The sequence below is a fragment of the Sphingomonas oligophenolica genome (genome assembly GCF_039522915.1).
In the GTDB taxonomy this organism is placed as follows: domain Bacteria; phylum Pseudomonadota; class Alphaproteobacteria; order Sphingomonadales; family Sphingomonadaceae; genus Sphingomonas; species Sphingomonas oligophenolica.
In genome coordinates this window covers 1-22500 of record NZ_BAAAEH010000066.1, presented here as the reverse complement: position 1 = coordinate 22500, position 22500 = coordinate 1, and the positions used below count along the sequence as shown (strand labels likewise).

Genomic DNA, 22500 nt, shown 5'->3' with positions numbered 1-22500 from the left:
CGATGGACTTCCGGCTGCAGGCGCGGGTCAACATCATCGCGTCGATCGGCAGCGCGAGCACGGCGCTCGGCGGCGCGTTGGCTGGGCTGGGGGTATGGACGCTGGTGTTCGCGCCGATCGTCTTCTTCGCCGCCCGGGCGGTCGGCATGACGATCGCGGCGAAATCCCTGGTCTGGCCGAGTTTCGATTTCCGCGGGGCGGGAAACATCGCGCGCTATGGCGGGATCATGGCGGCGGGCCAGCTCTTCTGGTTCGCGCAGAGCCAGGCCGATGTGTTCATCGCCGGCCGGCATTTCACCGCGCATATGCTCGGCATCTATACGACCAGCCTGTTCCTCACCCAGATCTTCGTCTCGAAATTCGTGCCGCCGCTGAACGAAGTCGCCTTCTCGGCCTATGCCAGAATCCAGCACGACACCGAAGCGGTGGCGATGGCGTTCAACCGCAGCGTGCGAATCATCATGGTCGCCGCGCTGCCCTTTTATGCCGGCCTCGCCGTCACCGCCGAGCCGCTGGTGATCACTGCCCTGGGGGACAAATGGCGCGAGGCGGTCCCGGTTGTCCGGCTGCTTGCGCTGGCGATGCCGTTCATGACGCTGCAGGTGCTGCTCCAGCCGGCCTGCGACGCGCGCGGCCGCCCGGGAATCGGGGTACGCAACGGCGCGGCGGGCTCAATATTATTGGCAATCGGCTTCCTGATCGGCGTGCGCTGGGGCCCCGCCGGCCTCGCGACCGCATGGATCTGCGCCTATCCACTCTATCTCGGCATCAGCATGTGGCGTTCGCTGCCGGTGATCGGCACCGATGTCCGCCATGTCGCCGAGGCGATCGCGCCTGCGCTGCTGGCGGCGCTTGCGATGGCGCTGGCAGTGATCCTGGTCGATCGCGCGCTGCCGCCGCTCCACTCCTTGCCGCATCTGGCGATTCTCGTCGCCGCCGGAGGCCTTGTCTACGGCGCCTGGCTCCTGCTCTTCGCGCGCCAGGTCGTGCGCGAGCTGGTCGCGATCCTCCGGCATCGTCCGATGCCGGCGGCCGAATCCCTGCCGGATGCTCAGGCTGACTGAATATAGCTCCGCATCGCCTCGGCATCGGCCTCGATCCGGTCGATCCGGTATTTGACGAGATCGCCGATCGAAACGAGCCCGATGATCCGGCCACCCTCGACCACCGGCAAATGGCGGATTCGCCGGCGAGTCATCAGCGAGAGCGCGCCGATCACCGCTTCAACCGGGCTGACGGTGATGGCCGGCGCGGTCATCACCTCCCCCACCTTCAGGTCGAGCGCCGCTGCGCCGTGGCTGTTCAGCGCATGGATCACGTCGCGTTCGGAGAAGATCCCCGAGACCGAGGCGCCGTCCATCACCGGCACCGCGCCGATTCGTCGGTCGGCCAGCAGCGCCACCGCCTCCGCCACGCTCTGGTGCGCGGTGATCGAAATCACCTCGCGCCCCTTGCCGCTCAGGATCGCTGCTATCGTCATCGATCTACTCCTCGTGCGTGGCTCGTTTTTCGAGTCTGTTGAGGCGCTTGAGGATTCCACGTTTGGAGCTCAATGGGAAGCATGAGCGAACCCGAAACCGGACTCGATGACCCCGAATATGCTGCTTTCGCCTGGGGCCGCTACCGCCGCATCATGGCCTGGATGGGCCTGGCCTCGGCGGTCGCCGGCGTGAGCGCGGCGGTGGCGCTGAACTATTTCTACGGACCGCTCACTTTGATCGCGGTCCTCGCGGCGATCGGCGGCATCGGCGGATCGGTGCTGATGGCCTCGGCGCTGATGGGGCTGGTGTTTCTGAGCTCGGGCACCGGACACGACGAATCGGTCGATCGCCGGGAATAGCGTGCCCCGATCAGTTCAATCGTCCTTCGGGTTCCTGATTCGATAGTCCAGCGTCGCCGTGCCGTTGGCGGGGACCGTCGCCGTCCAGATCGTCACGCCATCGCGTTTGCCGAGCTTGACGCCGTCGGCGCTGATCTTCGCGCCGCGATCGCCGCGCAGCTTCGCTTCATAGGCGATCGGCCAGGGGTTCGCGTTGGTGACCGTCAGCCGGTAGCGCGCGGTGCGGCCTTTCTCCTCGAGATCCTCGATATCGGTATCGACGCCGACCGTGTCCTTGAGCTTGAATTCGACGTCCTCGCCGACCGCCTTGTCGTCAGTCGATGAGTCGCCGACCAGCATCGGACGGTCCCCGGCCTGTTCGAAGACCGCGGCACGGCCCGCCGGTAGCGGCACGCCGAGGCCGCTGGCGATAGTGTTCTTCGCGCGAAGGGTCAGCACCGGATCCCCGTCGCCATCCTCATATATGTCGCTGACATAGACCACCGCGAGCTGCACCGCGTCCTTCGAGAGGAACGCGACCTGCTTCTGCGCTTTCGATGCGACCGTGACCGGATCCTCGATTCGATAGAGCTTGAAGTCGCCCAGCTCCTCCTGCTTCGCCCTGCGTGCGCTGGTGACGACAATGTCGTTGGCCGCCAATCCCGCGATCGGCGCCGGCGCGGACATTTCCATGGGCGGCGGCGGCGGCGGAGGCGGAGGTGGGGGCACGGCAGCACCCACCGGCCAGCATTCAAGCTCCAGCTCATCATCGCCATAATGGCCGAAATCGCTCCAGTCCGAGCTGCGGTTCGGCTTGCCCGCAACCACCTGCGTTCCGGCATTGGCAAAGCTCGTCACGTCGCTCGACGCGAGCGTCACCCAGGCGATCATGTCGGCGCCGCGCCCGTCCGAGCGCATCTGCACGACATAATCGGCCTGCCAGTCGAACCCGCCGGCGAGATAGGAAAGCGTGAGCTTCACGGTGCGCGTCGCGTCACTGTCGGTCTGGATCGACAGCGTCGGCTTGGCGGACAGGCCATCGGGCACCCCGTCATAGACAAGGGTCTCAGGCAAGCCGGAGCATTTCGCCTCGAATCCGGCGCCGGTCTGGAGCACCGCGGCGCCGTCAGCGGAGGACCGGATCGTCGCCTGTTCCTCGATGACCTTGCCCGTCCCCGGATTGGTGCGCCGGATCATTACCCGCCGGCCAAGCGCCCGATCATACAGGCTGCGCGGGGAAAGCAGGTCAGCGTCGAGATTCTTCTCGCGCACGTCCTGCGGCAGGCCGCTGACGAGCGCGGTTTCGGGAAAGATATTGCCGGCGACCCCCTGAAACCGGATCACCGAGCGGCCCGCGGGAAGCCGCACCGTCCTGGTCTCGGTGATCAGTGCGAAGCCATCAGGATTATTCCTGTCGATCTCCTCGTCGGCACCGCGATTGGGCGCCCGATATACCGTGACCGACACCGAATCGGGGCCCGGCGAGGAGACGACCTCCTGCGCCGCGACCGGAACTTCGGCCACGACCAGCGCGATCGCCGACAGGGCGATCAGCCCGCGCAACCGAATCAGTACCGTGTTTCGAAGGTGGCGGTCAGCGTCGCCTCGCCATTGGCGGGCACCGACACATGCCACACCGCCTCGTTCGACGAGCGGCGCTCGCTCGGCTGGCTCTCGTCGATGATCCTTGTGTCGTCATAACCGCTGTCGAGCCCAGCCTGGACGAGGTCGACCGTCACCGCTTCGGGCCGCGCATTGGTGAAGCTGTAACGCATCGCCGAACGCCACCGGGAACTCCCCTGCCGTGTCCGGCTCTCCACCACCGGCTTCACCTTCACATCGAATGCTTCGCCGGTCTTGAGCGCGAGGCTCGATCCCATTGGCGTGTGGCCGATGCTGTTCTCGCCGATGAATTGCGGCTGGCCCTTGGCATCGCGGATATAGACGCGAACGGTACCGGCGGGGAGCGCGTCGCCCAGCCCGCCCTCCTTCGAACTGGAGAATTCGAGCACGGTCGCCGCGCTTTGCGGATCACTAGGCGCATTCAGCCAGGCATTGCGGAATTCATAGGCCTTGCGCGCGGGCACGCTGGACACGTTCAGGAAGCTGACCTGCTTCTGCTGGTTGGCGGCGAGCGTGGTGCGGTTCTTGATCGGATAAAGATAATAGTCACCGAGCCGGGCTCTTGCCGCGGTCTCAGTGCCGGGATTCCTGCCGGGCGCATAGCCTGTATTGCGATTGCCATTGGCGCCGGGGTTGCCCGCGACAAGCAGCGTATCGGCGTCGGGAAAGCTGGTGCCGCTATTGTTCTGGAGCGTCACCCAGCCCTGGACATCGATCACGCTCTTCGCCTCGTCGAACAGCGCGACATAATCAGCGCTCCAGCTGAAGCCACTGGCGAGATAGCTCAGCGTCACCGGGCGTGGCCCGGCGGCCCTGGTGTCGAGCGTCACTGACAGGGTCGGGCGCGCGCGCAGGTTGGGCGGCAGCGAATCGAACACGACCCGGACGGGCAGGCCGTCCTCGCGCAGCACCTCGATCCGGTTGCCGATCTGGAGAACGACACCGTCATTCGACGCAAGCACCTTCGCCACCTCGCGGGTTTCGACTCCGGTTGCCGGATTGGTGCGGATCAGCGTGACATTCTGCCCGACCGCCTTTTCCATCAAGGCAGTCGGCGAGAGGAGATCATAGTCGTAATTCTGCTCGACGATCTCGGTCCCGGCCGCGCTCAGCCGCACCGTAGCGGGCCGGATATTGCTCGAGACATCGGGGAAATCCTGGCGCGAGACGCCGGCCGGGAGGGTGAGCTGGCGGGTATCCTGAATCAGCGCGACGTCATTCGAATAGATGGTGATCGCCACATCGCCCTGGGCGTTCCCGCCCTGCCTGTTTGGCAGCTGGGTCTGGGCTGTGGCTGAAACGGGCAGCACGGCGAGCGCCATCGTGATCCACACCCGCATGCCCATCCTCCCAGATTGCTGTCAGGGCATGCTAGGCGGGTCGGTGGTGACGTCAACAGCGCAGCGTGTGCGGTCATGAAAAAGGCCGGCCCCGCTTGTCGCAGGACCGGCCCGTTTTCTTCGTTACCGGACGATCAGCTCGCCGTCGTCGTCTCGCTCGCCGGCGGACGGCCACGGCGACGGCGGGGCTTTTCCTCGGCCTCGTCGGGCACAACCGCCGAAATGTTCAGCGACGGCGGCAGGAGATCGGCCTCGAACATGGCGGGAGCCTCTTCCTCGACCGGGCGACGCGGCGGACGGCCACGGCGCGGGCGATCCTGGGCCGCGGGCACCACCTCGGGCGCTGCGTCCTGGCGGGCGACCGGAGCCTCCTGGCGAGCCGGCGCTTCCTGCGGTTCACGCTGAACCTGCTCGCGCCGGGGCTGGGCCACGCGGCGGGGCGGAGCGCGATCCTCGTCCTCCTGCCCATAAGGCGCGCGGTTGCCGCGATCACCCGCAGCGCGATCGTTCCCGCTGCGATCACTCCGATCGTCGCGGGCATAACGATCGCTATTGCCCTCATAGCCGCTGCCGTTGCCGTTGCCGTTGCCCCGCGCGCGCGGGCGCTCGTCGTCATATTGGCCGGCCTGTTGCCCGGATTGCTGCCCGGACTGCTGCCCGGACTGCTGCCCGGACTGCTGGTTGCCGTTCACGCCTTCATTCTGGCGATTGCCACGGTCCTGGCGATCCTGGCCGCCATTATAGCCATTGCCGTTCTGGCGCGGTTCGGACTGACGGGGCTCGGCCATACGCGGCTCGGGGCGCGCGATCGGCTCGCCATCCTCGTCATATTCCTGCTCGTCCTCCTCAAAGGCGGCGCCACCGTTCTGGCGCCTGTTCTCCTCGAAGCGCGAGCGCGTCTCGGCGAGGACGCGGAAATAATGGTCCGCGAACTGGAGATAATATTCAGTGTTGACCCGGTCGCCCTGCATCTGGGCGTCGCGCGCGAGAGTCTTGTATTTCTCGAGCAGCTGGGCGGCGTTGCCGCGCGCACGGTTGTCGATCCGGTTGCCATTATCCTGGCGGCCCGGATTACCTTGCGGGCGCTGTTGCTGCCCGCCACGACCGCGACGGCGGCCGGCCTGACGATTATTGATCAAGTGTTGTTGTCCTGTCCTTCGAAACCAACCCGGTCGTGCTCCAGAAATGTGGATGCATGCCCCTTGGCTCGTCCACGCCGACCATCGGCGAAACGGGCCTGCCACGGTCGCCGGACGACAGCGACTTCATGACGAAGGGAGCGGGCAACAGCCCATTTTCAACCGGTTATGATGAAAACGCGTGCCCCTGCCCCGCTCATAGCGGCTGGCGAGCCAATCTCCAAGAGGAATATTGTGCTGATCTGGGGCAAGTTCAAGTCGCGACCAGCGCGCGCGGATTGCCGCCGAGATCATCGCGGAGGCAGACCGAGAGGCCCTGCGCGATGAGCAGGGCGGTAACCGCGTTCGCCTGTGTTGCGCCGATCTCCAGGATCGCCACGCCGCCGGGTGCCATCAGGCGCGGAAGCTGGGGGATGATCACTCGATAGGCGTCGAGGCCGTCGGCGCCCGCGAACAGCGCGGCCGGAGGCTCGTGATCGCGCACTTCCGGTGGAAGCTGCTCGACGGTGCCAATATAAGGCGGGTTGGCGAGGATCAGGTCGAAGCGCCCGGCCACCGCTGCGGCCCAGTCCCCGACCTCGAATCGAGCGCGGGTCGCCATGCCCAGTCGATCGGCATTGGCGCGCGCATAACCAAGCGCCTCGGCCGACGCGTCGACGCCGAGCCCGACCGCTGCGGGCCACTGATCGAGCGCGGCGAGCAGCAGGGTACCGGGGCCAGTGCCAAGATCGAGGATCGTCGCCGGCACGCGGCCGGCAAAATGCTCGACCGCCGCCTCGATCAAGGTTTCGCTGTCGGCACGCGGCACGAGAACGCCGGGCCCGACCCGAAGCTCGATCGTCCAGAAGGCGCGGGTGCCGGTGATATAGGCGATCGGCTCGTGGTTCAGGCGACGGGCGACGAGCGGGGCGAAGGTCGCAGGGGTGAGATCGTCGAGATGACGAAGCAGCAGCGCCTCGCGGGTGATGCCGAGGGCGTGGGCCATCAGCAGCTCGGCGTCGAGACGCGGGGTTTCGGAGACGCCTGCAAAAGAATCGGCCGCCTCCGCGAGAGCTCTTCTTACTCCCCTCCCGCTTGCGGGAGGGGTTGGGGGAGGGCTTGTCACAAAGGTCGCCGCGAGGAGGCCATGCCCTCCCCCAGCCCCTCCCATAAATGGGAGGGGAATTTACGCATCCAGCGACGCAAGCCTTTCAGCCTCGTCCTCCGCAATCAGCGCCCCGATCAGCTCGTCCATCTTGCCGTCGAGAATTTCCGGCAGCCGGTGCAGGGTCAGGCCGATCCGATGATCGGTCACCCTCCCGTCCGGAAAATTATAGGTCCGGATCCGCTCCGAACGATCCCCCGACCCGACCATGGATTTCCGCGCGCCGGCGCGCTCGCTATGCAGCCGATCGCGCTCGAGCTCGTACAGGCGGGTGCGGAGCACCTTCATCGCCTTGGCCTTGTTCTTGTGCTGCGATTTCTCGTCCTGCTGGATGACGACAAGCCCAGTCGGGATATGCACGATCCGCACCGCCGAATCGGTCGTGTTGACTGATTGCCCGCCCGGCCCCGACGAGCGGTAGATATCGATCCGCAGATCCTTGTCGTCGATCTTCACGTCGACCTCTTCGGCCTCGGGCAGCACCGCGACCGTCGCGGCGGACGTATGAATCCGCCCGCCCGCCTCGGTCACGGGCACACGCTGCACGCGGTGGACGCCGCTTTCGAACTTGAGCTTGGCGAACACGCCCTTGCCCTCGACCGAGGCGATCGCTTCCTTGAAACCGCCGGAATCGGACGAGGAGGCGGAGATCAGCTCGACCCGCCATCCCTGCGATTCGGCATAGCGCTGGTACATGCGGAACAGATCGCCCGCGAACAGGGCGGCCTCGTCGCCGCCGGTGCCGGCGCGGATTTCGAGCATCGCCGCGCGCTCGTCCGCCGCATCGCGCGGCAGCAGCGACAATGCGAGCGCGCGCTCGGCCTCGGGAAGCGTCGAGCGGATCGAGTCGATCTCCTCGCGCACCATCGCCCTAACCTCGGGATCGCTCTCCTCCTCCATCGCGGCGAGCGTCTCGAGTTCGGCGCGCAGCCGCCGCACCGCGCCCGCCGCCTGGGCGACCGGCTCGAGCTCGGCATATTCCTTGGAGACGGCAACGAAGCGCTCGGAGGGCAGGTCGCCGGTCGCCATCTGCGCCTGCAACTCGTCCCGCCGCGCCTCGATCTGCGCGATCCGCTCGGGGGAGATGCCGGTCATGAAGCTTGCAGCGCCCCGACCAGGTCAGCGAACGCCACCTCCGACTGCGCGCCGGAGCCGAGCGCCTTGACTGAGGCGACCCCCTTGGCGAGCTCGGATTCGCCCAGGATCACCGCGAAACGCGCGCCCGACGCATCGGCCTTGGCCATGCGCCGCTTCATGTTGCCGCGAAACGCCATGTCGGTCGCGATGCCGGCGCGGCGCAGATCGGCCAGGATACCGAGTGCCCGCGCCTCGGCTGCGTCGCCCATCGGAATGACGACTGCCTCGATCCGCTCGATCTCGGGCTCGGCCAGCAACATCGCCAGCCGCTCGACCCCGGCCGCCCAGCCGACTCCGGGTGTCTCCGGCCCGCCGAGCGAGCCGATCAGCCCATCATAGCGCCCGCCCGCGAGCACCGTGCCCTGGGCGCCGAGCCGGTCAGTCACGAACTCGAACGCAGTGTGGCGATAATAATCGAGCCCGCGCACCAGCCGGTCGTTGCGCGTCCACGCCACCCCGGCCGCATCGAGTCCTTTGGTGACATTCTCGAAGAATGCGCCCGCCTCGCTGGTCAGATAGGCGTCGATGCCCGGCGCCGCATCGGCGATCGGCCGGTCCTTCGGGTCCTTGCTGTCGAGGATACGCAGCGGGTTGCGTTCGAGCCGCGCCTTGCTGTCGTCGGACAGGTCGCCCGCATTCCGCCCGAAATGCGTTACCAGCGCACCGCGCCAGGCGTCGCGCGTCTCAGCGTCGCCGAGCGTGTTGAGCTGGAGCGTCACCCCGTCCTGAATGCCGAGTTCGCGCAGCAGTTGATCCGCCAGCACCAGCAATTCGACATCCGCGGCCGGTTCGGCCGCGCCGATCACCTCGGCATCGATCTGGTGAAACTGGCGGAAGCGTCCCTTTTGCGGCCGCTCGTAACGGAACACCGGCCCGGCGGTCGCGAGCTTCAGCGGCGCATATTGCTGCCAGCCCTCGGTCAGATAGGCGCGCGCGATCCCGGCGGTGAATTCAGGCCGCAAGGTCAGCGAATCGCCGCCGCGATCCTCGAAGGTGTACATCTCTTTCGAGACCACATCAGTCGTCTCGCCCAGCGACCGCGCGAACACCGCGGTGGATTCGAACACGGGAATATCCACCCGCTGGAAACAATAGAGCCGCCGGACAGTTTCGAACGCTTCGAGCACGCGTGCGAAGCGGCGTTGCTCGTCGCCGAAGATATCCTGCGTGCCGCGGATGCGTTTGGGGGTTTCGATGCGGGCCATAAGGCGGCGCTATCTATGCGAGGCCCGGCCCGAGCGCTAGGCCCTCGCGATTCAAAGGGGAATGACGTGTGATTCAGCTCGGCAACAAGATCGCCCCTGTGCGGTTCGTGGTGTTCGTCGTCGCGTTCGCGATCGGCCTCGTCGTGCTCATCCCGATGCTGGGCAAGGGGCTCGGCACCATGGCCGCTTTCGACATCGCGAGCGCCCTGTTCCTCGCCCTCGTCGCCCCGCTGCTCCGCAGCAAGGCCGACGATATGCGCAAGTTCGCCAAGGAGAATGACGCCAACCGGGCGCTGCTGCTCGGCCTCTCGGCGGTGGTGCTGATGGTGGTCCTTGTCTCGGTCGCCAGCGAGATGCAGGGCGACAAGGGCAATATCCTGAAGACGACCTTGCTCGTCGCGACCCTGGTGCTCGCCTGGCTGTTCTCGAACACCGTCTATGCGCTGCATTATGCGCATATCTATTATGTCGAGGATGGCGGCAAAGACAGCGGCGGCATCAATATCCCGGGCTGCGACGAGCCCGATTACTGGGATTTCGTCTATTTCAGCTTCACCCTCGGCATGACCTTCCAGACATCGGACACCCAGATCGAATCCTGGCGGATCCGCCGCATCTCGATCGGCCAGTGCCTCGCCGCCTTCGTGTTCAACATCGGCGTGCTCGCCTTTTCGATCAACGTGCTCGGCGGCGGCTGACCCAATCGATCGCGGTACAGCCGCGCCAGCGGGATCCGGGCGGCGCGCGCGATCCGCGCCTGGCCCCGACTATCCTGCCGGAAGCGCCTCGACGGCGGGATAGACGAGCGACACGCCGTCAGGCCGTGCCGCTTCGTTCATCCTGGCGCGGTCAATTCGCGCATCGCCCATCAGATGAAAGACCTGCGTTCCGCCATGAAGAAGATAATCGGCGACGAATCGCCGATGGCACCGCCACCAGACGGCTTCCGAACACATGATCGCGCACCGCCGCTCCAGGCTCGACGCCATGAGGCGCGACAACCCCCGCCGAAACGAGTCGGACAGCGCATAATCGGCATAGTTATGGAAGCTCTGGTTGGTCCAGAAACCATTGACCTTGGGCGGTACCGTCTTCGACCTTGGCCGCCTCCCGCCAAGCTCCTCGATCAGCATATGGCCGATCTGCCAGGTCGAAAGCGCCTCCGGCAGCGAATCGAGGTTGAACTGCGGATTGGTCAGCGATCGCGGCATGCTTCGGATATCGACCACCATGTCGACCTGGCCGACCTTCAACAGGTCGACGAATGCCGCGATGCTCCGCGTCGAGTGGCCGACCGTATAGACCGGAGGCTTTTCGCTCGGCGCCAACGCGCTCGCCTAGTCTTGCGCGAGCAGGAGAGCGTGCGCGATATCGGCAAGCAGATCGTCCTCATGCTCGAGGCCGATCGACAAGCGCAGCACCTGGTCGCTGATTCCGGCGACCCGCCGGCCCTCGGCCCCCATCTCGGCATGAGTCATCGTGGCCGGATGCGCGACGAGACTTTCGACTCCGCCCAGCGACTCGGCCAGCGTGAACACCCGGACACCCTCGCAGAAGCGGCGGATGGCATTGATGTCGCCGGCGAGCTCGAAGCTGAGCATCGCGCCGAAGCCGCGCTGCTGGCGCCCGGCGAGCGCATGCCCGGGATGGTCCTCCAGCCCGGGATAATGGACTGCGACAACCTGGGGCTGCCGCTTCAGGAAGGCAGCGATCGTGCCCGCCGTCTTCTGCTGGCGCTCGATCCGGACGAACAGGGTCCGCAGCCCCCGCAACGTCAGCCAGGCATCGAAGGGCGATCCGGTCACCCCGGTCACATTCGCCCAGGCGCGCAATGCATCCGCATCGTCAGCACGCGCAGCCACCACGGCGCCGCCGATCACGTCGGAATGACCGTTGAGGAATTTGGTCGTCGAATGAATCACATAATCCGCACCGAGCGAAATCGGCCGTTGCAGCGCCGGGGAAAGGAAGGTGTTGTCGACCATCGTCGCGGCGCCCGCCGCCCTGGCGCGACGCGCGACATCAGCGATATCGGTGACGCGCATCAGCGGATTGCTCGGGGTTTCGATCATCACGAGCGCCGGTGAGTCGACGAGCGCGGCATCAAGCGCCGCCGCGTCCGCAAGATCGACAATGGCGAGCCGAAATTGCCCCTTGTCGGCGCGCGCCTTCAGGAGACGCAGCGTGCCGCCATAACAATCATGCGGCGCGACGACCCGGTCGGCCGGCCCCAATTGGCCGAGGACGAGATCGATCGCCGCCATGCCCGACGAGGTGACGACAGCGCCGGCGCCGCCTTCGAGCGCGGCCAATGCCTCTCCCAGCATGTCGCGATTGGGATTGCCGGCGCGGCCATAATCGTAGCGACGCGGGCGTTCGAACCCCTCAAAGGCATAGGTGGTCGACAGATGGAGCGGCGGAGAGACCGCGCCGAACTGGGTGTCGCTGGCGACGCCATAGGCTGCAGCCATGGTTTCGGCCTTCAGCGGATCGGTCATATCATTCCTCGCGATTCCCATGTCGTCCTCACTGCCTTGCAGGTCGCGACCCGGCCCGACAATCCCCCGCGCCCGTTCCAGCTGAAATGTCGCACCCCGAGTGGCCGCCCGCGCCGGAGCGTGATAAAAGGCGAACGAAATATCGGGGAGTTTCCGATGGCGTCCGTCAAGCCACCCAAGAAGAGCGAAACGATCGAGATCAGGCTGTCGCACGAGGCAAAGGCAGCGTTCATGGAACGATGCCGCCACGAGCGGCTGACCGCCAGCGAGGCGATAAGGCTGTTCATCGACGATCAGCTCGATCCGCGGGCGCCCCCTCGCCGGCGGCGGGCCGTCTCCTGGCGCATCCTGGCGGCGAGCGTTGCCGGGGCTGTTTTCGGCCTCGGGGCCGCCGCCCCGTCCTTTGCCTGGGCCACCCAAAATACACGCCCCGTTTTCGACCAGCTCGACCGCAACCATGACGGTGTCCTGAGCTACGAGGAATTTAGGACGCGCTAGATAGCCGATGGCATGCAAGCGGCTGGTCGGCAGTCTTGGAGGTAAGAAATGACCAAAGCGTTCGACATGATGATGGCGGGCCTGGACGACGCAATCGCCTATGCCGAGGGTGATCATAGCCGAGGCCGGGTCGCGACTATCGATGTGAAAGCGGTGCGGTCGGCGACCAAGCTCAGCCAGGCGAAGTTTGCAGATGCCTTTCGCTTCCGCGCTGCCACCGTTCGCGATTGGGAGCAGGGACGCCGCGCGCCTGACACGGGGTCGCTGACCTTACTGAAGATGATCCAGGCGGATCCGGAAGGCGTGCAGCAAATCCTCGCAAAGGTTGGATGAGTTTCGACCGTCCAAATGCTTTTAACTGCGACGAATGAAGAGTCGGCCGCTTCATTCGACGCGTCCGGACACGGTTTTTCCCTGTCCGGACACGGTCCTGCTGGATCGCCGGGCCTGAGGCCGCTTCATCTGTCGGCATGACCGACACAAATCTCACCGCACCGCCCCCGTCCACCCGCACAGGAATCCGCTGGCTCGCCGAAATACGGGGCATCCTCATGCTGCTTCTTCTGGTGATCGGCCTCCACAGCCTGATCGCAAAGCCCTTCTACATCCCGTCCGAATCAATGATGCCGGGCTTGCAGGTCGGCGATCGCCTCGTCGTCAGCAAATATCCCTATGGCTGGTCCTACGCCTCGGCGAGCTTCCATCTCCTGCCCTTCGTGAAAGGGCGGCTGTTCGGCCGAATGCCCGACCGAGGCGATATCGTGATCGTGATTCCGCCGGGCGCTGATCGCCGCGGCGAGGATCTGATCAAGCGCGTCATCGGCTTGCCCGGCGACAGGATCCAGCTGAGCGGTGGCCGGGTCCGGCTCAACGGAAAGCCGATCGAAACTCGGGACATGGGCTATCGGCTGCTGCCGATCGACGGCAATTTCCGATGCGATGCGCATGACCCTGATCCCGAAAGGGCATTTTGGGGATTCGCCGGGGCACGCGTCATCGGCAACGACGGCAAGGCCTATTGCCGCCTTCACATGCTCCGCGAAACCCTGCCCGGCGGCCGTTACTGGGACACGCTCGATTTCGGCCGCAGCGAGGAGGACGACTTCCCGCCTTATACCGTGCCGGCGGGCCATCTCTTCCTTCTCGGCGACAATCGCGACAACAGTGCCGACAGCCGGGTGCCGCTCGAGTTCCATGGCCTTGGCGGCGCGGTGCCGTTCGAGAATATCGGCGGCAGGGCAGAGTTCGTGACCTTCTCGCTGAAGGGCGATGCGACATGGAATCCGCTCAGCTGGTTCTCCGCCTTCAGGGGCGATCGTGCCGGCACGTCGCTGCGGCCCGAAACAGCGCACTGAGGGGGTCCGCAGGACAGCGCCCTTATCACTCCTCTTCAACGCCCCCGACCGACCGAATCACCACCGTCCCCGATCGCCGGTCGACCAGGATATCGTCCTCATAGGCCTCGTCCTCATGGCCGAAGGGCGGGCGCTCCATCACATTGTAGATCGCGAGCTGGTCCTGCATCTGCTCGAGCTCGGCCTTCTGGACGATCTCGGTCCAGCGCCGCTGCGCGATCTGGCTGCCGTTCAGCGCCCGGTTGGTCAGCGCCCTGAACACGGCACGGTTGGCCGGCAGCGTTACTGCCTCCGCGCCTTCCTCAACCGTCACCAGCCGATAGGCTTCGGCAAGAATGGCTGCCCGGGTCGGCCGGTCCGCGCCGGGCAGCCGATCGCCCGGCGCGCCGGTCGCGAAGCGCCCGCGCGGCCGCCCGGCCGGGTTGCCCGACGTGCCCTTGATGAAAGGCCGCCCGCGCACGCGCGCTGCCCTTTCCTTGTCGGCATCCTCCCCCGGCATTACCCGCGATTCCACTTCCCGCTCGGTCATGTCATTTCTCCGGCCATGCTTCGTCCGACCACCTCCAGAGCCGATTTCACCCACCAGTTGAATCGCGACTCCGCTGTTCCAGCTGTTCCTCTCGCTGTTCACCCCGCTGTTCGGTCACGATTTTTCGCTGTTACGCCCGCTGTTCTCCGCTGTTATTCGATAACAGCGGGATTCATATGCAAGTCATTGATTTTGGTTGATGAATTGCCAGCATTTTTCCACCGTAACAGCGGCGAAAAAAATAAATTGCGCGGAACAGCGGAAAACAGCGGGAAGACGCGCGCCGTGCGAACCTCCGGCGACACGAAATTGCAATCCGCGCCGCCCGCGCGCCACCGTCGCCGAGTCGCACCTCTGGACGGGCGGTGCCTTGCCCTATTAAGCCACCTCTTGTCCGACCTCTTGCCGGAAGGCCTTTTCTCCATGATCCGTAGCGTCGCGCTTGTTTCTCTGCTTGCCTCAGTCGCCTTTCCCGCCCTTGCCGAGAATTCGAAGCCGCAGCCGGTGCCATGGGTCAACACCATCCCCGATGCGCGCGACATTCCCTATCCTGGCACGATCACGCTCGACATCGACGCGACCGACACGAAGCGCGGCATCTTCACCACGAAGGAGACGATTCCGGTCGCCGAGGCCGGCGAGATGGTGCTGCTCTTCCCGAAATGGCTGCCGGGCAACCATTCGCCGACCGGCCAGCTCGACAAGGTCGTCAGCCTGCATATCCGTGCCGGCGGCAAGGATCTCGCCTGGACGCGCGATCCGGTCGACGTCTTTGCCTATCACATCAATGTCCCCAAGGGCGTGAAGGCGCTCGATATCGACCTGCAATTCGCCTCGGCGACCGCATCGGACCAGGGCGGCATCGTGATGGGGCCGGACATCCTCCGCCTGCAGTGGAATTCGATGAGTCTTTATCCGGCCGGCTATTTCACCCGCCAGATCCCGGTCAGGGCGACGGTCAAATATCCCGAGGGCTGGCATGCCTCGTCGGGCCTGCCGTCAAAGGCGGTCGGGTCGCTCTATACCTATGACAAGACCAACTATGAGGTCCTGGTCGATTCGCCGGTGCTCGCCGGGCGCTATTACAGGCAATGGCCACTCAGCCCGCGCGTCAACCTCAACGTCTATGCCGACAATGCCGCCGAGCTCGCCGCCACCCCCGAGCAGATCGATGCCCACAAGAGGCTCGTCGAGCAGGCAGTCGGATTGTTCGGCACGCAGCATTACGACAATTATGAATTCCTGTTCTCCCTGTCGGACGAGATTGGCGGCCAGGGCCTCGAGCATCACCGTTCGTCCGAGGACGGGGTGAAGCCGGGCTATTTCATCGACTGGAAGAACAATATCGGCGCGCGCAACCTGCTGCCGCACGAATATACCCATAGCTGGGACGGCAAGTTCCGCCGCGGTGCCGACCTGTGGACCCCCGATTTCCGCACCCCGATGCGCGATTCTCTGCTCTGGGTCTATGAAGGCCAGACTCAGTTCTGGGGCTATGTCCTCCAGGCGCGTTCGGGGCTGGTGTCGAAGCAGGATACGCTCGACCAGTACGCAGCAATCATGGCCCAGCTCGACAATCGCCCGGCGCGCAACTGGCGCGACCTGCTCGACACAACCAATGATCCGACGATCTCGCAGCGCCGGCCCAAGGGATGGCTGAGCAACCAGCGCTCGGAGGATTATTACAATGAGGGGCTGCTGGTCTGGATGGAGGTCGATTCGATCCTCCGCAAGCAATCGGGCGGGACGAAGTCGATCGACGATTTCGCCGCCAAATTCTTCGGCCTGACCGACGGCGATTATGGCGAGGTGACCTACAGCTTCGACGATGTCGTCTCGACGCTCAACAGCATCCAGCCCTATGACTGGGGCGGCCTGCTCACCAAAAGGCTGACCGAGGTCGGCGCACCCGCGCCGCTCGGCGGCTTCGCGGCCAATGGCTACAAGCTCGTCTATACCGAGGAGCCGGCGCCGACCTTCAAGCAGGGCGAGACCACCCGCAAGTCGACCGATCTCACTTATTCGATCGGGTTCGCGCTCAACAAGGACGCCGCGCTCACCTCGGTCCAATGGGACGGACCGGCCTTCAAGGCCGGATTGAAACCCAGCGACACGATCCTCGCGGTCAACGGTGCTGCCTATACCGATACGCTGCTCAAGGCGGCGATCACCGCGGCGAAGACAGGCAAGGACCCGATCGTGCTGCTCGTGAAGAGCGGCAACCGGATCGAGCCGGTCAGCATCGAATATCATGGCGGCCTGCGTTATCCGCACCTCGAGAAGATCGGCACCGGAGAAGGCGGGCTGGACAAGCTGCTCACGCCGAAATGACGTACTGAAAACTTCCTCCCCATCGCTGATGGGGAGGAATGAAGAAACACCGTGGAGCGGGATCGCGCTCTGATGGAGGATTGGTGATGAAGTCGGGACATCTTCTCGCGCTGCTGGCTGGCACTGGCTTGCTGTCGACAGCCGCCGCCGCGCAGGGCCTGCCGGTCGCCTCTCCCTTGCCCGACGCGATCCCCGCCGCGGCCGACACGCCTTATCCCGGCACGATCACGCTCGATGTGGATACGACCGACGTCGCCCAGGGATTGTTCACCGTCCGCGAGACGATCCCGGTCAAGAGCGGGCCGCTCGTCCTGCTCTATCCGGAATGGAAGCCGGGCAACCATGCGCCGTCCGGTCAGATCAAGAATGTCGCCGGGTTGACCATCACCGCGAACGGCAAGCCGCTCGCCTGGACCCGCGACACGGTCGACATGTACGCCTTTCACGTCGACGTGCCCGCGGGGGTGAAGGCGATCGAGGCCCGCTTCCAGTATCTCTCGCCGGTCGCTGGCGGCGGCGATTACCGCGTCGTCGCAGCGCCGAGCCTGCTCAACCTGCAATGGGAATCGGTCTCGCTGTATCCGGCTGGCCATTATGTCCGCGATATCCAGGTCAAGGCGAGCGCGACCTATCCCGCGGGATGGACTGCGTTCAGCGCGCTGCGCGGCGTGAAGGCCGGCAACCGGGTCGCATACGACCAGGCCCGCTACGACATCCTGATCGACTCGCCGGTCTATGCCGGGCTCAACGCGAAGCAGATCGCGCTCGACCCCGCCGTGTCGCTCGATATCGTCGCCGACACCCCCGAGGAACTCGCGATCACCCCGGCCCAGATCGCGACGCAGAAGGCGCTCGTCGTCCAGGCCGACCGGTTGTTCGGCACGCGCCATTTCGACCATTACGACTTTCTGCTCGCTGCATCCGACGTGCAGTCGGGCGACGGGCTCGAACATCATCGCAGCTCGGAGAATTCGGCTGACGGCGACTTCTTCACCGAGTGGGGCGCCAACGTCGCCAACCGCTATGTCACCGCGCATGAATTCACCCATAGCTGGAACGGCAAGTTCCGCCGCCCCGCCGATCTCTGGACCCCCGATTACCGCACGCCGATGCAGGATAGCCTGTTATGGGTTTACGAGGGCCAGACCCAGTTCTGGGGCGATGTGCTCGCGGCGCGCTCCGGCGTGTGGAGCAAGCAGGAATATCTCGACACGCTCGCCAATGTCGCGGCCAATTACACCGCCGGCACACCCGGCATGGACTGGCGGCCGCTCCAGGATACCACCAACGATCCGATCCTGACCGGGCATGGCGATACCAGCGCCTGGGCAAGCTGGTCGCGCGGCTATGATTATTACCGCAACTCGGAGCTGATCTGGCTCGAGGCCGACCAGACGATTCGCGAACTGAGCCACGGCACCAAGGGCCTGGACGATTTCGCCGCGCTGTTCTTCGGCGTCGAGCCCGGCCAGTGGGATCATGAGGTGACCTATCGCTTCGACGATGTCGTCACCGCGCTCAACCAGGTCCAGCCTTATGACTGGGCGAGCTTCCTGCGCCGGCGCCTCGACGGCACCAGCCCGACCACGACGCTCGCCGGGATCGAAAAGGCCGGCTACAAGCTCGTCTTCACTGACGAGCCCAATGCGACGACCAAGGAGGCCGGCCCCAAGATCAAGGGCATCAACCTCACTTACTCGCTCGGCCTCAACGTCAACGCCAAGGGCAGGATCACCAGCGTGTTGTGGAACGGCCCCGCCTTCAAGGCCGGCCTGAAGCCGGACGACACGATCGTCGGGATCAACGGGCTGGTCTGGGACGCGCCCCGGCTGCGCGCCGCGATCACTGCGGCTAAGACCGGCAAGGACCCGATCGTCCTGCTGATCCAGAATCGCGATCGCTTCACCATCGTCCCGGTCGACTATCATGGCGGCCTGCGCTATCCGCACCTTGAGAGGACCAGCACCGGCGAAGCCGGGCTAGATCGGCTGATTGCAGCAAAATAGGGACTTTCATGAACATCGATTTGATTCCGGTCGGCGATGATCCGCCGAACAGCCTCAACGTCATCATCGAGGTGCCGGTTGGCGGCGAGCCGGTGAAATATGAATTCGACAAGAAATCGGGGGCGCTGTTCGTCGACCGGATCCTCCACACGCCGATGCGCTATCCGGCGAATTACGGCTTCGTGCCGCACACCCTGTCACCCGACGGCGATCCGCTCGATGCGCTGGTAATCGCGCGCTCGCCCTTCATCCCGGGCTGCGTCGTCCGCGTCCGCCCGATCGGCGTCCTGAAGCTCGAGGATGAGGCCGGCGGCGACGAGAAGCTCATCACCGTGCCGGTCGATACGACCTTTCCCTATTATACCGATGTCGGCGAGCGGCAGGATCTGCCCTCGATCGTGCTCGCGCAGATCGAGCATTTCTTCACCCACTACAAGGATCTCGAGCCCCAGAAATGGGTGCGGATCGGCAGCTGGGGCGATGCCGAGGAAGCGAAGCGAATCGTCGTCGAGGCAATCGAGGCGGCAGCAAAGGCCAAATAAAGGGCGGGGCAATGCGGAAGGCGTGGAGATGGTGTGCTGCGGCGGGGATCGTCGCCTTCACCGTCTCCTCGCTGTTCGCGCGCATCCCCGGCCTCGTTGCCTGTGGCCCGACCGGCGGGCTCGAACCGATCATCGCGTTCGAGCTCGCCCGCACCACCGCCGACGTCGCCACCCTGTTCGGGGCCGAGCCCTGCACCTCGACTCTCGTCGCTGCGCAGAAGACCGGGCTGCTCCTCGACGGCCTCGGCTTCATCCCGAGCTACACCGCCTTCCTGATCCTCGGCGCGATCGCCGCCGGCGCGCGCGGCCGGGTCCGGCAACTGGCGCTCGCCCTCTTCCTCAGCGCGGCGCTGTCCGACGAGATCGAGGGCTTCCTGCTGGGCGCTATCCTCGATCGCCTGCCCGGAACGCCGGCCCTGCTCCATGGCCTCTGGTGGGCGGTGCATGTGAAGTTCGGCCTGCTCGCGCTCGGCACGATTCAAATCGGCGCAATCCTCTGCAACACATCATGGCGCCGCCGAATCGCGGCGGGAATCATGATCGTGGGAGGGCTGTTCGCATTTTTTGGTCTCGTGGCCCCTTCAGCCGGCACGATGATGCAGGGCTTCCTCATCGCCTGGGTTGCCCTGCTCCTTACGGCGCTTGTCGCTTCTTTCTGGCCGCGCGTTTTTTCGACGGATTCCTGAGTCCGGCGGCGATCCCCAGCGAGGCCCAGTCGCGCATCGCATCGGCATCGTCATAGACATCGTCGGGCGCCTTGCGATAGTTCATCGTGTCGACCCGCCCGTCGCCCATGGTGAAGGTGAAGCGCGTACACCCGGCCGCGTCCCATTCGGCATCGCTCACCGCGTCCGACTTGAACCAGACGCCATCGCCGGCGACGATCGCGAAGATCGTGCCGTCGCAATAGAGCGTCGCACCGCCCATCATCTTGCGCAGCGTCACCGCGCCGACGGGCTCGAGCGCCTCGGCGATCCAGTCGACAAGCCCCTGGTCGAACGCCATATGCCCTCCTCAGCTCTGTGCGGTCAGCTTCAATCCCGCAATGCAGGCGACAATGCCGAGCATCAGCAACAGCCGCGGCAGGCTCGCTGCCTCGCCATACCAGGCGATGCCGACGATCACCGTGCCGAGCGCGCCGATCCCGCCCCACACGATATAGGCAGTCCCCATCGGGATCGAGCGCGATGCGACCTCGAGCAACCCCATCGACAGCGCGACCGAGCCGAGGAATCCGAGCGTCCAGGGGATGTTTCGGAAGCCCTCGACATGGCGAAGGCAGGTGGTGAAGCCGATCTCGAACAGCCCGCCGACGATCAGCGCCACCCAGGCCATTCAGCCCCGCCCGGCCAGTTTGGTCAGTGCATCGCCGGAGACGCGGTTCACCGTCCATTCGTCCATCGGCTCGGCGCCCATTGCCTTGTAGAAGCTGATTGCCTTCTCGTTCCAGTCGAGCACCGCCCATTCGAAGCGCGTGCAACCCCGATCGACCGCGATCCCGGCGAGATGCCGCAGCAACGCAGCGCCGACCCCCTGCCCGCGCGCCTCCGGCGTCACATACAGATCCTCGAGATAGAGCCCGCGCCACCCCGTCCAGGTCGAGAAGTTGTGAAAGAACAAGGCCATGCCCAGCGGTTCGCCCTCCCGCTCGGCGATCACCGCTTCCGCGACGGGCCGCTCGCCGAACATTGCCTCATGGAGCAATGCCTCGGTCGCGACGACCTTGTCGGCCTCGCGCTCGAACTCGGCGAGCTCGCGGACGAAGCGGAGGATCGTCGAGACGTCCTCGGGGCGGGCGAAACGGATCTGGGTCATGCAGCGGCCTCGGTTTGCGGAGCGGGAGCGGCGGTGCCGCGGATCGCGGCGAGGCAGCCGGCGATGATCAGCCCGGCCCCCGTCACGGTGTAGAGCGAGACAGGCTCGCGAAAGATCAGCCAGCCGAACAGCGCCGACCAGACGAAGGCGGTATACTCGACCGGCGCAAGCACCTGCGCCTCGGCGCGGCCATAGGCCCAGGCGAGCATCGCCGCCGAGAAGGAGCCGAGCACCGCCGCGAGGCCGATCATGGGCAGCTGGGTCGCGGCAGGCAGCGATGCGAACCAGGGCGCGCCGAACAGCAGCGCTACGCCGATGACGAGGCTGGTGAACAGCGTGACCTCGATCGGATCGGCGAGCTGTGCCTGTTGCCTGAGCAGGATCAGGCTCCACGCATAGAGGATCGAGGCGAGGATGATCGCCCCCGAGCCGTAGAGCGAGCTGGCGGACGGGTCCGCCCGCGCCTGGCCGAGCGCGATGACGCAAACCCCGATACAGGCGATCACTGACCCGAGGATCGCCGCGCGGCGGATGCGCTCGCCGAGCATCGCCGCTGCGAGGTAAAGCGCGATCAAGGGCGCGAGGAAGGTCAGCGCGACGCCCTGCGCCAGCGGCACCCGGACCAGGCCCCAGAAGAACAGCAGCACCGATATCCCCGCTGCGAGGCCGCGCGTGATGTGGAGGCGGAGCGCGTCGCGTTCCGGCCAGCTCGTGCCGCGCGCAACGAAGATCGTGCCGGTCAGCACCGCGCCGACGATCGATCGCCACAGCACAGCGCTATAGGCGCCGCTGGCGATGCTGAGCCCCTTCATGGCTGCGTCCATGCCTGAATAGACGGCGATGCCGATCGCGGCGATGGTAAAGGCAATCGAGGATTGGCTGCGGTTCATGGCGACCGCATAGCGGCCATCGCGGGAGCCGTCACCCGGTGCCGCGCTTCAGCGCAGGATCATCTGGTCGCCCTTGATCTGCACGTCGCTCAGGTGGCGCAGATAGGTGTGACCGAGCAGCGACAGCTGGCTGCCTTCGAGCACCACGCCAGTCACAGCGGTCGCTTGCTTGCCGTCCAGGACGATCTTGTCGATGAGGACTTCCTGCCCGCGCACCGGCCCCGAAGCGCCGGTGCCGATCACCTGAAACTGCGTTGGATCGAACGGGACGTGCGCCCGCCTCGCGTCTTCCATCGTCAGCGCAACCACATCGGAACCCGTATCGACCACGAAACGGATCGGCTCGCCATTCACGTCGGCGACAGCGAGGAAATGCCCGCCGCTGGCGCGATCAAGCACGGTATCGACCGGCTTCTCCTCGTGCACGGCAGCGACCGCCGCGACCGTGGCAGCTGGCGCAACCTTGGCCGGCGACCCGGGCCCCTTCGCCACGGGAACCGCCAGGCCGATGGCGATTCCCATCGCGACGACGATGGCGAGCATGATCTTCATGAGCGCCAGCCTAGTCACCCGAATCTAAAGTTCGGTGCATAATGTGCGCTCGGTCTTTTGGCAGAAGCGTCTGACCG

25 protein-coding genes (1 of these 25 only partly in view) are annotated in these 22500 nt (G+C 65.5%); 10 read left to right on the top strand and 15 right to left on the bottom strand.

Annotation, left to right across the window (positions count from 1 at the left end):
• Positions 1-1064: the 3' portion of a lipopolysaccharide biosynthesis protein gene (locus tag ABD050_RS28430; RefSeq protein ID WP_343892960.1), read on the top strand. It extends 448 nt beyond the left edge of the window; 1064 of the gene's 1512 nt are visible here — the last part of the coding sequence; its start codon lies beyond the left edge, outside the window; it ends in the stop codon at positions 1062-1064.
• Here the strand turns inward: ABD050_RS28430 and ABD050_RS28425 are convergent.
• Positions 1052-1480 (bottom strand): CBS domain-containing protein, encoded by a 429-nt coding sequence (locus ABD050_RS28425; protein WP_343892959.1) that lies wholly within the window; start codon positions 1478-1480, stop codon positions 1052-1054. The two genes, ABD050_RS28430 and ABD050_RS28425, sit on opposite strands and share 13 nt — an antisense overlap.
• 81 nt (positions 1481-1561) lie before the next feature.
• Here ABD050_RS28425 and ABD050_RS28420 point away from each other — a divergent pair, with 81 nt between their 5' ends.
• Complete coding sequence (locus tag ABD050_RS28420) at positions 1562-1840, top strand: hypothetical protein (RefSeq protein WP_343892958.1); 279 nt, start codon at positions 1562-1564, stop codon at positions 1838-1840.
• Between the two features lie 15 nt (positions 1841-1855).
• Here ABD050_RS28420 and ABD050_RS28415 read toward each other — a convergent pair whose 3' ends face one another.
• The 6 genes from ABD050_RS28415 to hisS all read right to left on the bottom strand — a co-directional run bounded on the left by ABD050_RS28415 (position 1856) and on the right by hisS (position 9407).
• Positions 1856-3382 (bottom strand): DUF4139 domain-containing protein, encoded by a 1527-nt coding sequence (locus ABD050_RS28415; RefSeq protein ID WP_343892957.1) that lies wholly within the window; start codon positions 3380-3382, stop codon positions 1856-1858.
• A 5-nt stretch (positions 3383-3387) separates the two neighbouring features.
• A complete protein-coding gene (locus ABD050_RS28410) occupies positions 3388-4782 on the bottom strand; it encodes a DUF4139 domain-containing protein (protein WP_343892956.1) in 1395 nt (464 codons plus the stop codon).
• Between the two features lie 134 nt (positions 4783-4916).
• Positions 4917-5921: a DUF4167 domain-containing protein gene (locus ABD050_RS28405; RefSeq protein ID WP_343892955.1), complete on the bottom strand. Its 1005-nt coding sequence runs from the start codon at positions 5919-5921 to the stop codon at positions 4917-4919.
• Between the two features lie 253 nt (positions 5922-6174).
• Positions 6175-7071 (bottom strand): peptide chain release factor N(5)-glutamine methyltransferase, encoded by an 897-nt coding sequence (prmC, locus tag ABD050_RS28400; RefSeq protein WP_425542524.1) that lies wholly within the window; start codon positions 7069-7071, stop codon positions 6175-6177.
• 15 nt (positions 7072-7086) lie between these two features.
• Complete coding sequence (gene prfA / locus ABD050_RS28395; protein WP_343892953.1) at positions 7087-8160, bottom strand: peptide chain release factor 1; 1074 nt, start codon at positions 8158-8160, stop codon at positions 7087-7089.
• Positions 8157-9407 carry a histidine--tRNA ligase gene (gene hisS / locus ABD050_RS28390; RefSeq protein ID WP_343892952.1) on the bottom strand — a complete coding sequence of 417 codons (1251 nt, stop codon included), beginning with the start codon at positions 9405-9407 and terminating at the stop codon, positions 8157-8159. The genes prfA and hisS overlap by 4 nt, the downstream gene beginning before the upstream one ends.
• 68 nt (positions 9408-9475) lie before the next feature.
• Here hisS and ABD050_RS28385 point away from each other — a divergent pair, with 68 nt between their 5' ends.
• Entirely contained in the window at positions 9476-10105 is a 630-nt protein-coding gene (locus tag ABD050_RS28385) for a DUF1345 domain-containing protein (RefSeq protein ID WP_343892951.1), read from the top strand.
• 69 nt (positions 10106-10174) lie between these two features.
• On the opposite strand, the gene ABD050_RS28380 is transcribed toward ABD050_RS28385, so the two are convergent.
• Entirely contained in the window at positions 10175-10735 is a 561-nt protein-coding gene (locus ABD050_RS28380; RefSeq protein ID WP_343892950.1) for a DUF488 domain-containing protein, read from the bottom strand.
• 9 nt (positions 10736-10744) lie between these two features.
• Positions 10745-11905, bottom strand: coding sequence for a cystathionine gamma-synthase (gene metB, locus ABD050_RS28375; RefSeq protein WP_343892949.1), 1161 nt, complete (start codon positions 11903-11905; stop codon positions 10745-10747).
• Positions 11906-12061: 156 nt separating this feature from the next.
• Between metB and ABD050_RS28370 the strand changes: the two genes are divergently transcribed.
• The 3 genes from ABD050_RS28370 (at position 12062) to lepB (ending at position 13758) form a co-directional block, all read left to right on the top strand.
• The gene (locus ABD050_RS28370) at positions 12062-12403 is read left to right on the top strand and encodes an EF-hand domain-containing protein (protein WP_343892948.1); all 342 of its coding nucleotides are present in this window, start codon (positions 12062-12064) and stop codon (positions 12401-12403) included.
• Between the two features lie 48 nt (positions 12404-12451).
• Complete coding sequence (locus ABD050_RS28365; protein ID WP_343892947.1) at positions 12452-12736, top strand: helix-turn-helix domain-containing protein; 285 nt, start codon at positions 12452-12454, stop codon at positions 12734-12736.
• A gap of 137 nt (positions 12737-12873) precedes the next feature.
• Positions 12874-13758, top strand: coding sequence for a signal peptidase I (gene lepB / locus ABD050_RS28360; protein WP_343892946.1), 885 nt, complete (start codon positions 12874-12876; stop codon positions 13756-13758).
• A 25-nt stretch (positions 13759-13783) separates the two neighbouring features.
• On the opposite strand, the gene ABD050_RS28355 is transcribed toward lepB, so the two are convergent.
• Positions 13784-14287: a DUF5681 domain-containing protein gene (locus tag ABD050_RS28355; RefSeq protein ID WP_343892945.1), complete on the bottom strand. Its 504-nt coding sequence runs from the start codon at positions 14285-14287 to the stop codon at positions 13784-13786.
• Positions 14288-14710: 423 nt separating this feature from the next.
• Between ABD050_RS28355 and ABD050_RS28350 the strand changes: the two genes are divergently transcribed.
• The 4 genes from ABD050_RS28350 (at position 14711) to ABD050_RS28335 (ending at position 19852) form a co-directional block, all read left to right on the top strand.
• On the top strand, positions 14711-16618 hold the full coding sequence (locus ABD050_RS28350) for a M61 family metallopeptidase (protein ID WP_343892944.1): 1908 nt from the start codon (positions 14711-14713) through the stop codon (positions 16616-16618).
• An 86-nt stretch (positions 16619-16704) separates the two neighbouring features.
• A complete protein-coding gene (locus ABD050_RS28345; RefSeq protein ID WP_343892943.1) occupies positions 16705-18624 on the top strand; it encodes a M61 family metallopeptidase in 1920 nt (639 codons plus the stop codon).
• A gap of 8 nt (positions 18625-18632) precedes the next feature.
• The gene (gene ppa / locus ABD050_RS28340) at positions 18633-19166 is read left to right on the top strand and encodes an inorganic diphosphatase (RefSeq protein WP_343892942.1); all 534 of its coding nucleotides are present in this window, start codon (positions 18633-18635) and stop codon (positions 19164-19166) included.
• 11 nt (positions 19167-19177) lie between these two features.
• Positions 19178-19852 (top strand): hypothetical protein, encoded by a 675-nt coding sequence (locus ABD050_RS28335; RefSeq protein ID WP_343892941.1) that lies wholly within the window; start codon positions 19178-19180, stop codon positions 19850-19852.
• Here the strand turns inward: ABD050_RS28335 and ABD050_RS28330 are convergent.
• From ABD050_RS28330 to ABD050_RS28310, 5 genes are read right to left on the bottom strand one after another with little or no spacing between them, the layout of a single operon-like run.
• Complete coding sequence (locus ABD050_RS28330) at positions 19800-20171, bottom strand: TfoX/Sxy family protein (RefSeq protein ID WP_343892940.1); 372 nt, start codon at positions 20169-20171, stop codon at positions 19800-19802. The two genes, ABD050_RS28335 and ABD050_RS28330, sit on opposite strands and share 53 nt — an antisense overlap.
• 9 nt (positions 20172-20180) lie before the next feature.
• Positions 20181-20501, bottom strand: a complete 321-nt coding sequence (locus tag ABD050_RS28325) for a DMT family transporter (RefSeq protein ID WP_343892939.1) — start codon at positions 20499-20501, stop codon at positions 20181-20183.
• Positions 20502-20981 (bottom strand): GNAT family N-acetyltransferase, encoded by a 480-nt coding sequence (locus tag ABD050_RS28320; protein WP_343892938.1) that lies wholly within the window; start codon positions 20979-20981, stop codon positions 20502-20504.
• Positions 20978-21871, bottom strand: coding sequence for a DMT family transporter (locus ABD050_RS28315; protein WP_343892937.1), 894 nt, complete (start codon positions 21869-21871; stop codon positions 20978-20980). Before ABD050_RS28315 ends, ABD050_RS28320 begins: the two co-directional genes overlap by 4 nt.
• 48 nt (positions 21872-21919) lie before the next feature.
• Complete coding sequence (locus tag ABD050_RS28310; protein ID WP_343892936.1) at positions 21920-22423, bottom strand: retropepsin-like aspartic protease family protein; 504 nt, start codon at positions 22421-22423, stop codon at positions 21920-21922.
• Between the last annotated feature and the right edge of the window lie 77 nt (positions 22424-22500).

Bases quoted from the DNA above. Each gene is read 5' to 3' on its own strand.
- ABD050_RS28425 (WP_343892959.1), bottom strand. From the start codon at position 1,480: ATGACGATAGCAGCGATCCTGAGCGGCAAGGGGCGCGAGGTGATTTCG.
- ABD050_RS28420 (WP_343892958.1), top strand. From the start codon at position 1,562: ATGAGCGAACCCGAAACCGGACTCGATGACCCCGAATATGCTGCTTTC.
- ABD050_RS28410 (WP_343892956.1), bottom strand. From the start codon at position 4,782: ATGCGGGTGTGGATCACGATGGCGCTCGCCGTGCTGCCCGTTTCAGCC.
- prmC (WP_425542524.1), bottom strand. From the start codon at position 7,071: ATGGGAGGGGCTGGGGGAGGGCATGGCCTCCTCGCGGCGACCTTTGTG.
- prfA (WP_343892953.1), bottom strand. From the start codon at position 8,160: ATGACCGGCATCTCCCCCGAGCGGATCGCGCAGATCGAGGCGCGGCGG.
- hisS (WP_343892952.1), bottom strand. From the start codon at position 9,407: ATGGCCCGCATCGAAACCCCCAAACGCATCCGCGGCACGCAGGATATC.
- metB (WP_343892949.1), bottom strand. From the start codon at position 11,905: ATGACCGATCCGCTGAAGGCCGAAACCATGGCTGCAGCCTATGGCGTC.
- ABD050_RS28370 (WP_343892948.1), top strand. From the start codon at position 12,062: ATGGCGTCCGTCAAGCCACCCAAGAAGAGCGAAACGATCGAGATCAGG.
- ABD050_RS28365 (WP_343892947.1), top strand. From the start codon at position 12,452: ATGACCAAAGCGTTCGACATGATGATGGCGGGCCTGGACGACGCAATC.
- lepB (WP_343892946.1), top strand. From the start codon at position 12,874: ATGACCGACACAAATCTCACCGCACCGCCCCCGTCCACCCGCACAGGA.
- ABD050_RS28355 (WP_343892945.1), bottom strand. From the start codon at position 14,287: ATGACCGAGCGGGAAGTGGAATCGCGGGTAATGCCGGGGGAGGATGCC.
- ABD050_RS28350 (WP_343892944.1), top strand. From the start codon at position 14,711: ATGATCCGTAGCGTCGCGCTTGTTTCTCTGCTTGCCTCAGTCGCCTTT.
- ABD050_RS28345 (WP_343892943.1), top strand. From the start codon at position 16,705: ATGAAGTCGGGACATCTTCTCGCGCTGCTGGCTGGCACTGGCTTGCTG.
- ppa (WP_343892942.1), top strand. From the start codon at position 18,633: ATGAACATCGATTTGATTCCGGTCGGCGATGATCCGCCGAACAGCCTC.
- ABD050_RS28335 (WP_343892941.1), top strand. From the start codon at position 19,178: ATGCGGAAGGCGTGGAGATGGTGTGCTGCGGCGGGGATCGTCGCCTTC.
- ABD050_RS28330 (WP_343892940.1), bottom strand. From the start codon at position 20,171: ATGGCGTTCGACCAGGGGCTTGTCGACTGGATCGCCGAGGCGCTCGAG.
- ABD050_RS28325 (WP_343892939.1), bottom strand. From the start codon at position 20,501: ATGGCCTGGGTGGCGCTGATCGTCGGCGGGCTGTTCGAGATCGGCTTC.
- ABD050_RS28320 (WP_343892938.1), bottom strand. From the start codon at position 20,981: ATGACCCAGATCCGTTTCGCCCGCCCCGAGGACGTCTCGACGATCCTC.
- ABD050_RS28315 (WP_343892937.1), bottom strand. From the start codon at position 21,871: ATGAACCGCAGCCAATCCTCGATTGCCTTTACCATCGCCGCGATCGGC.
- ABD050_RS28310 (WP_343892936.1), bottom strand. From the start codon at position 22,423: ATGAAGATCATGCTCGCCATCGTCGTCGCGATGGGAATCGCCATCGGC.